General features: G+C 66.1%; 6 protein-coding genes and 1 pseudogene. 3 read left to right on the forward strand and 4 right to left on the reverse strand.

Annotated features, from left to right (window positions below; all coding sequences use genetic code 11):
- Together J1N50_RS11975 and J1N50_RS11980 are read left to right on the forward strand one after the other, a co-directional pair.
- Positions 1 to 209 (forward strand): potassium-transporting ATPase subunit C (locus tag J1N50_RS11975; protein WP_215353714.1); only part of this gene is annotated, 209 nt, incomplete at its 5' end.
- 9 nt (positions 210 to 218) lie between these two features.
- Positions 219 to 911, forward strand: a complete 693-nt coding sequence (locus J1N50_RS11980; protein WP_215353715.1) for a response regulator — start codon at positions 219 to 221, stop codon at positions 909 to 911.
- Between the two features lie 98 nt (positions 912 to 1,009).
- On the opposite strand, the gene J1N50_RS11985 is transcribed toward J1N50_RS11980, so the two are convergent.
- The 4 genes from J1N50_RS11985 to J1N50_RS12000 form a co-directional block, all read right to left on the reverse strand.
- On the reverse strand, positions 1,010 to 2,272 hold the full coding sequence (locus J1N50_RS11985; protein WP_215353716.1) for an MFS transporter: 1,263 nt from the start codon (positions 2,270 to 2,272) through the stop codon (positions 1,010 to 1,012).
- 99 nt (positions 2,273 to 2,371) lie between these two features.
- Entirely contained in the window at positions 2,372 to 4,738 is a 2,367-nt protein-coding gene (locus J1N50_RS11990) for a TonB-dependent siderophore receptor (RefSeq protein ID WP_215353718.1), read from the reverse strand.
- Positions 4,732 to 7,701, reverse strand: coding sequence for a beta-phosphoglucomutase (gene pgmB, locus J1N50_RS11995; RefSeq protein ID WP_246553437.1), 2,970 nt, complete (start codon positions 7,699 to 7,701; stop codon positions 4,732 to 4,734). Before pgmB ends, J1N50_RS11990 begins: the two co-directional genes overlap by 7 nt.
- 131 nt (positions 7,702 to 7,832) lie before the next feature.
- Positions 7,833 to 8,828: a LacI family DNA-binding transcriptional regulator gene (locus J1N50_RS12000; RefSeq protein WP_215353722.1), complete on the reverse strand. Its 996-nt coding sequence runs from the start codon at positions 8,826 to 8,828 to the stop codon at positions 7,833 to 7,835.
- Between the two features lie 293 nt (positions 8,829 to 9,121).
- Here J1N50_RS12000 and J1N50_RS17845 point away from each other — a divergent pair.
- Positions 9,122 to 9,223: pseudogene (locus J1N50_RS17845) on the forward strand (arsenical resistance protein ArsH); the annotation flags it as partial.

Consider the following 9,223-nt stretch of genomic DNA (forward strand, 5'->3'; position numbering starts at 1 on the left):
CCGCCTCGGGGCTGGACCCGCATATCAGCCCCGAGGCGGCCTTTTTCCAGATCGCGCGCGTCGCCAAGGCACGGGGCGCAGGCGAGGCGCAGGTCCGCGCGCTGGTCGAGGCAGCGATCGAACGGCCGGCGATCGGCTTCCTCGGCGACCCCGGCGTCAATGTCCTGCTCCTCAATCGTTCGCTCGACCAGAGGTTTCCGGCAAGGTAAAGCGGCGCGATGTCGCAAACCGCCAAGATCCTTGTTGTCGAGGACGATGCCCATATCCGGCGCCTGCTGACCGCGACGATGCAGCGCGCCGGACATGCGGTGGTCGAGGCGGCCGACGCGCGGCAGGCGGTCGCGCTGCTCGATATCGAAAAGCCCGACGTCGTGCTGCTCGATCTCGGCCTGCCCGACCGCGACGGGCTCGAACTGATCGAGCCGTTCCGGCTGCGGTCGACGGCGACGCTGATCATCGTATCGGCACGCGACGACAGCAGCGAAAAGGTCGCCGCGCTCGACCTCGGCGCGGACGACTATCTGACCAAGCCCTTCGACACCGACGAGCTGCTTGCGCGCATCCGCGCCGCGCTTCGCCATCAGCGCGCGGCCGCCGCGGGCGAGGAGGTCAGTGTGGTCGAGGCCGGCGCGGTGCGGATCGACCTCGACCACCGGCGTGTCTATCGCGACGGCGTCGAGGTTCATCTGACGCCCAAGGAATATGCGGTCCTTGCCGAACTCGCCCGCCGGGCGGACCGCGTGCTGAGCCATGCGCAATTGCTGAAATCGGTGTGGGGTTCCGCGCATGTCGACCGGGTCGAATATCTAAGGATCGCGGTGCGGGGACTGCGCCAGAAACTCGAAGCCGATCCGTCGCAGCCGAAGCTGATCATCAACGAACTGGCGGTCGGATACCGGTTGCGCATCTGACCGCCGACCGGCAAGTTTGCCGACGCGGCGCTCGCGACAAATGCACCGGAGGTTCCGAGCCCCCAACTGCTCGGCTGGCCGCTCGCCTGTCCCTGCAATCAGGCCTCGACGGCCCGGATTCTGCGCCGCAGCACAAAGAGCCCGACTGTCAGCGCTGCCGTGGGGACGAGCATCAGCGTGAAGGCGGTGCGCCCGTCGAGGTGCGCGAACAACTGACCGGTGATGATCGACCCGGTCGTGCCGCCCAGCGCCGAAAAGACGACGACAAGACCCATCAGCGACGGATGCTGGCGGTTCGGCATCGCGCTCAGCATCACCGAGATGATCGTCGGATAGACAGGGGCGAGCGCAATCCCGATCAGCGGGAAGAGAAAGCCCGCGACTGGCGCGTCGCCCCAGCCGTGGATCGCCCCCGGTGTCAGTCCGTCGGCGAGCGGCAGGACGAGAATGATCAGCGCGGCAAGCGCCGCGAGGCAGACGTTGAGCACCGGATACCAGTCGAAGCGCGCCATCACCGCGCCCGCGCCGAAGCGCCCGATCGCAAGGCATGCCGCGAAGAGGCTCGCCGCCTGCACGCTCATCTGCGCGGGCAGGTGAAGCACTTCGTTGTTGAACGTCGGAAGCCAGCTCTGGATTCCCTGCTCGATCACCACGAACAGGAAGGCGCAGGCGACGAAGACGAGAACGAGCGGCAGCGCCGCAAGCCTCAGCATCGCAACGAGCGGCAGCGCCGCAAGCCTCAGCATCGCAACGAGCGGCGCGCCTTCCCTCGCCGCGACGTCCTCGCCCTCGTGCGTGCGATGCTCGTACGCCCGGGCGGTCAGGAGCAACGCAAGCGCGAGTGCAGTGATCGCCCCCAGAACCCAATAGGCGTCGAGCCAGCGCAGCCCCGCGGGATCGATGAAGGCGCTGAAAACCCAATAGGACGACAAGGCGCCGACCATGAACATGCCCTCGATCAGGCTCGTCAGGCTGGCATGTTTGCGCGCGTCGTCGGTCACGAGCCCGATCATCGAATAGACGACAACCTTGGCGACCGCGAAAGCCGCGCCGACGAGCGCGAAGTGCAGCCGTGCGACGTTGAAACTGCCGAACAACGGCATGATGAAACACGCCGCCACCGCGAGCGCGAGCGCGCCGATCAGCGCCTTGCGCAGCCCGATCCGCGGTAAATAGCTCGCCGTGACGAACGACACGACCGCGATGGTGATGTCCTTGAAGCCTTCGAGCGTACTCGCCTGCGGCTTGGTGACATCGAAACTCGAAATCGACTGGAGGATGACCGTGCCGACGCTGTTAAGCAGCATCGCAAAGGCGACATAGGTCAATATGAGTGCGGCGATCAGCCGAGTACGCGCCATGTCCGTCCCCCGTAAAACCAAAAAGAAGGGGTGGCCGCGAAGAGGCCGCGACCACCCAGTAGGAGAGTTACGAAAAGAGGTCGATCCCCCTCCTCCCTCTTAGAATTTATAGGCCGCGCTGAAGCGGAACGACCGGCCGAGGATCGGGCGCGCGTTGACGACTTCGCCGCCGGTCTGGCCGATCGTACGCGGATCGCCCTCGGTCAGCCCGACCTTGTCGGTCAGGTTGTCCGCGGTAACCGCGAAGGTCAGCGCGCGATTGACGTCGAAGGTGACGCCCGCATCGATCTTGAAATAATGCGGGAGATCCTGCGTATTGCCGGTGTCGGAGAAGCGGTCGCCGACATAGGCGAAGGTCGAATAGAGCGAGACCTTGCTGTCGCTGCCGAATTCGATGTCGTACGATGGCGTCACGCGCCACTGCCACTTCGGCTGCCGCTGGACGCGGTTGCCGCTGAGGTCGGTTGCGCCGTTGTTGGCGAAGAAGTTGCGATATTTCGCGTCGAGCCAGGTGCCCGAGAAGGCGATCGCGAAATTGTCGATCGGACGGATCTGCCCTTCAAGCTCGACGCCGGTGCTGCGTGCGCCGCCGATCGACGCCTGCGGTCCGCCATTGCCGATGACGGTCGTCACCAGCCCCTTGAAATTGGTGTGGAACAGCGTGGCATAGAGCGACACGAGGTCGGTCCGCAGCTTGATCCCGCCTTCATAATTGTCGACGCGCGGCGAGACGCGGATGCCGTCGCGCAGATTGTCGAAGAAGGGGTTGGTGTTGCCGCGATTGTAGCGGACATAGGCGCCGAGCGACGAGGTGAAGTCGTAGTTCAGGCCGGCCGTCCACGACCAGGCGCCCTTCTTGTACGAAATCGTGTTGAAGGTGCCGTTCAGGACGGCCGTGTTGCTGTCGTAAAGCGTGTTCGCATTGCCATCGACATCGACGCCGAAATTGTTGTTCTCCAGCGTGCCCGTCGCCTTGTAATTCTGATACCGGATGCCCGCGTCGAACCGCAGTTCGGGCGTGATCTGATATTCATCGACGGCATAAAAGGCATATTCGCGGCCGTCATAGGCGGCGTTGACGTTGAAGAACGAACCCTGCGTGAAACCGCGATTGGTGACGACGCGGCCGTCGGCGAGGACGAGGTCGAGGACGCGGGCGTTATTCTCTGCCGTCAGCAGGCGGATGTTGCCGAGGTTCCACTGGTCGTTCGACGAGAAGTCCGAGAAATAGGCGCCGACCGTGAACTTGTTGTTCCCGCTCTTCCATTCGAGGTTGAGGTCGTTGGTAAAATCCTCGATCTGCTTGCGCACGATCCAGGTGCCGGCGCGGATGACCTGCTGTGTGCCCGCGACCGCACCGCCGCCATTGACATAGGTCAGGCTGCCGATCGTCCCGCCAAGGCTGGCCGCATAGTCGCTCGCCGACTGCGCGGTGCTCGCGGGGACGAGGCCGGTCGTATCGGCATTGCCGTTGAGATAGCTGGCACGATAGCGGACCTGCAGGCCATCACCGATTTCGTAATCGAAATTCGTGCCGAGGTTGATCAGCTTCGCACCGCGGCCGTCGGCCAGATCGGCGCGGCTGCCGTCGGGCAGCAGGCTGAGCCGCGTTTCACGGCCCGCCAGCGCTCCCGTGCCGGGGTCGATATTGCCGAACTGGCGCACCTTGTCGCCGTCGCGGATGACAGGGATCGGCAGCAGCCACTGGCCATGGTCGTTGAGGTAGCGCGCGAAGACGAGGATCGAGCCCTTGTCGAGGTCATGCCGCACGTTCGCGGTGATCTGGCCGCCCTTCTCGGGCGAGAAGCCCGGATTGCGGATGCCATGGCCGGTCGAATAATAGCCGCCGACCAGGAAGGTCGTGTTGTCGCCGAGCGGCCCCGAAAGCACCAGGTCGCCGCGCACGTCGCCGTAGTCGGCGATGCTCGCCTTCACCAGACCTTCGAATTCGCTGCCGCCTTCCTTCTGGACGAAGTTGACGGTCAGGCCGGGCTGGCCGTTGCCGAACAGCGCGCCGGTGCCGCCGCGAACCGCCTCGACGCGGGCGATCGTCTCGTCGACACGGATGAGCTGCGTGTTCTCGAGGAAGGACAGGGTCGGCGGCGAGAAGAAGGGCACGCCCTGCGTCGTCAGCGTCACGAATTCCGCGTCACCGCCCGAGGGGTAGCCGCGCACGAAGATGTTCGCGCCATTCTGGCCGCCCGAGCTTTCGGCCGAGACGCCCGGAATGACCTTGAACAGGTCGGCCGTGCTGTTCGGCGCCGCCTTGGCGATCGCATCGGCAGTGATGTTGGTGATCGCGAAGGCGGCGGACTGGCGGTTGATGCCGCCGCCGGCGGTGCCGGTCACGATGATCTCGTCCTCGGCGGGCGCGGTATAATCGGTCTGAGGCGCTTCCTGGGCATAGACGGCGGTCGGCAGCGCAAAGAGCGCGGCGGACGCCAGCAGACGGGTCCGGTTCAACATGAGATTTCCTCCACAGTATCTGGTCTGGTTGAAAGGCCCCCGCGCGCCGCCGCACCCCGTTCGAACGACAGGATATTGGCGACCGTGAGCTGGCCCGTGGCGGGGACGTGCATGTCGGCGTCGGGCAGCGCCTCTTCCGACCCGATGCCAATGGCCACCATGCCCGCCGCATGGATGGCCGAAACCCCGGCCTCTGCATCTTCGATACCGATGCATTGGTCCGGGCGAAGGCCCATGCCGTGGGCACAGGCCAGGAAGATATCGGGCGCGGGCTTGGCGTTCGCGACCGCCCCCGCATCCGCAATGAAATCGAACTGGTCGGCGATGCCGAGCAGGCGGACGACGTCGAGCGCGTTGCGGCTGGCCGACGCGAGACCGATCTTCAGCCCCGCGGCGCGCAGGCCGTCGAGCAGCGCCCCGACCCCCGCGAACAGGTTCGCGGGCGAATAGGCGGCAAGCCGTTCGCGATAGATGTCATTCTTTTCCGCCAGCATGGCGTCGAACCTCTCCGCTTCGACCTCCGCCCCCGCATGTTCGAGGATCAGCCGCAGGGAGTTACGCCGGTCGACACCTTTCAGCCGGTGATTGGCCTGCCGGTCGAACGCAAAGCCATGAGAGTCGGCGAGCGCCTGCCACGCCTGATAATGGTCCTCGGCCGTGTCGGTCAGCACGCCGTCGAGGTCGAAAATCACGCCCTTCAGGCGCGGCCGGTCCATGACGACGGGATCGCCGCCCACGCGCAGCGGGCGCCCATGGTCGAGAATGTCGACAGGATCGCCCGACACCAGCCGATAAGTGCAACCCGCGTCGCCGACCGCGAGCTCGATCACGCTACCCCGCCATTGCAGGCGAAGGCGATAGCCCGTCCATGCGGCCGGGAGCTGCGGCCGGAACGACGGTACCGCGCCATCGAGGCGCAGCCCGCCCCAGCCCTGCGCCAGCACCAGCCAACTCCCCGCCAGTGCCGCCATGTGCAGGCCGTGCGAGGTGTTGCCGTGGCGGTTCTCGAGGTCGACGAACGCGCATTCGCGGTGGAAGTCGAGCGCCGCCGCTTCATCGCCCAGCCGCGCCGCCGCGATCCCGAACGACACCGAAGACAGCGTCGAATCATGCGTGGTGACGCGCGCATAATAATCGAAATTCCGCCGCTGCCGCGACACGGGCATTTCGACCAGATCCATCGCCATCGCCTGGACAACATTGCCCTGCTTCGCGACCTGGTGCCGGAACAGGATCATCGGGTGATAGCGCATCAGCAGCGGCCCATGGCCGTCGCGCGCCGAGGTCAGACCGGGGAGTTCGGGACGGCCCAGAAACGCATCGTCCTGCGGATTGACGCCAAGCCCCGGATCGACCGGCAGCCACATCGCGTCGGCCGCGCGGCGCCACTCGGCGACCTCCCCGTCACTCAGCCCGATCGCCGCGGCCACCGCGGCAAGCTCGCCGCGCGCGCGCAGCCATTCGGCCGTTTCGGCAGCATAGGCCAGATGCCGGCGCGCGATCGCGTTGGTGTAGAAATCATTATCGACCAGTGCCGAATATTCGTCGGGCCCGGTCACGCCGTGAAGGCAGAAAGCCCCGCCGCGCCGCGCGTCGAAGGCGCCGATCTCCAGCCACATCCGCGCCGTCTCGAACAGCATTTCGGCTGCTTCGGCGCGAAACGCCTCATCGCCTGACGCCGCAACATAGAGGGCGAGCGCATAGGCGATGTCGCCATTGATATGATATTGTGCCGACCCCGTCGGATAATGCGACGAACATTCGTCGCCGGCGATCGTCCGCCAGGGATAGAGCGCGCCGCGCGCATGGCCGATCGCCCGCGCATGAACCCGCGCACGGTCCAGCTTGCCGATGCGATAGGCAAGCAGCGTCCGGGCCCTTTCCGGCGCCTGCAGCGCAAGCACCGGCAGCATGAAGGTTTCGGCGTCCCAGAAATAATGGCCCTCATAGCCCTCGCCCGACAGCCCTTTCGCGCCGATGCTGTGGTTCGCATCGCGGCTGGCCGACTGATGGAGCTGGAACAGGTCGAAGCGCAGCGCGCGCGCCAGTTCGTCGTCGCCGTCGATGTCGAGCGCCGCGCACTCCCACAGCGCCTGCACCGCCGCGCGCTGTCCCGCAGCGATCACGTCGAAATCCGCCGCCACGCCATCCAGCGCGACAAGGTCGACCGGGCGGCCGCGGGCGCAAGCCAGCGCGACCACCCGGTCGATCGTCAGGATGCCGCCGGCGACCAACGCGCCGCGCACGACATGCCCCGCATGGACCGCCGCGACCTGAGCGGCCGGGCTTGCGACATGTTGGCGGTAGGCGAGTTCGACGGCATCCTGCGCGAACCGGGTGACGGAAGGGTTGTCACCCGGCAGGGGGGGAATGATGCTCCAGACCGGACGCAACCGGCCCGAAATGCGGGGGTCGTCGGCCTCGGCTTCGCCCGCGCCCCCGGCTTCGGTGCCATAGGTCAGCCAGGCCTGGACGCTGCCCGCAAAGTCGAGCGGGCGGATGCGGATGCGCGAGGCGACACATGCGCCGCCCGCGAGCGGTACGATGCGCTCGACCGCGATTTCAAGCGTGCGGCCGTCCTCGATCCGCCAGCGTGAAACGCGGCGGAGCGCGCCGGTCGCCAAGTCGAGCACGCTTTCGGTATCGAGCAACTCGGCCGCCGCAAAATCGACCGGCTGGCCGTCGATATGGAGACGGACCAGCAGCGGACTGGGGCACGGCACGCGCGTGTCGGTCGCGGTCGCATAGCCCGGGAAACTCTCATGATAAGTGATCGGGCGGCTGACATAGGCGTCGGGCAGATAGGCGCAGGGACGCGACGCGCGCTCGTCGATCACGCCCTCGACGCCGCACAGGCCGTTCGCCAGCGCGAACAGCGCCGCCGCCTGCTCGCCGACCGCATCGGGGCCGCGCCGGACGAGCCGCATCGCATCGGGAGACATGTCGGAAATCGCCACTCGCATCCTCACCACGGCAACGGCTGCTCCGGCCGATGCTTCTCGGCGCTATGTCCGGCAAAATGGTATCGATGTCAAGGTATCGATACCATTTTGCCCCGTCGTTCGGTTTTCCGGGAGTTTCGCAATATCGGGGATCAGCTTTCGCGGGCGACGAGCTCGACCGGCATGGCGCGGGATTCGACGCGTTTTCCTGACACGAGGTCCAGTACTTTCTGCGCCAGCAAGGCCCCGCCGGTGGCCCAGTCCTGACGCACGCTGGTGAGCCGCGGCGAGAAGAGCGATGCCCCCGGCGAATCGTCGAAGCCGACGACCGAAACATCACCCGGGACCGATAGCCCCTGCGCCTCGACCGCCTCGATCGCGCCCATCGCGATGGCATCGCTCGCGGCGAAAATGCCATCGAAGCCCCTGCCGCGTTCGAGCAGTTTCGACACTGCCTCGCGCCCTGCGGCGACGGTAAAAGCGCAGGCGACCCGGTCGACAATCGCGGCTCCCGTACCCGTCAGCGCCGCCTCGAAGCCACCCAAGCGGTCGTCGACCTCGCCATGCTGGGTTTCTCCGAGGAAGAGCAATTTCGTGCGTTGCTTCCCAAGCAGATAATCGGCGGCGAGTCGGCCGCCGTCGCGATTGTCGCTGCCGACGACGATCCGCTCGGGCGGGCCATGCGCCGCCCCCCAGACCACATAGGGAAGCCCCGTCGCCTCGATCATCGCGGCGGCGTCGTCATGCACGCCCTGCCCCAACAGGATCACCCCGTCGGTCGAGGGCGGGTGCGCAGCGAAAAGGTCGATGGTGGTCAGCACCATATTCTGCCCCGCCGCAGTCAGTTCCTGCATGATTCCGCCGAGCAGCGACAGCGGATAGGGCTCGCTCATCAACCGGTCGTGCGATGGCGCCATTTCGATGACCACCGCAATCGTCCGCGTCCGCTGTTGCCGCAGGTTGCGCGCCGAGACGTTGAGGCGATAGCCCATCCGCTCGGCAGTCTCGCGGATCAGCGCGCGCGTGCTTTCCTTGACCGTCGACTGCTCCGATAATGCGCGCGATACGGTGATCTTCGCGACGCCAAGTTCGCGGGCAACATCGGCCATGGTCGGCCGCGCGCGCTCGTTGGGCTTGTGCTTGCTCATCCGCGATCCGACCTGGCGATCGCCGACGATGGATTGATATGCTGAGCCATGCCCCATCCCTAACGCCCGATGGAGGATTTTCACAAGCGGCTTCGCGGTCCGACCTCAAGCGCGCGCAGAGCACGTCGTGATCTTCACAAGTCATCCCGGAGCGCTGGCGCTCGACTTCCGGCGTCGAGAACCTCTCGCGATGGGGGTACGCGACACTGCACCGCATGAGTAGCGGAGCGGCAGGCAGTGTCGCCGACCGTCGTTTGGCAAAGCTATCAGACGCTGACTGAGCCGATGGCAAACGCCGGTTCGACGAAGAGGGGCGCATGCTGCCCTCAAGCTATTACGACCGTATCGTCGATGTCGCCGAAGAGCTGGTCCGCTTCACCGTCCTGACGCGTGGC

Source organism: Sphingopyxis soli, from assembly GCF_018682675.1.
Classification (GTDB): domain Bacteria; phylum Pseudomonadota; class Alphaproteobacteria; order Sphingomonadales; family Sphingomonadaceae; genus Sphingopyxis; species Sphingopyxis soli.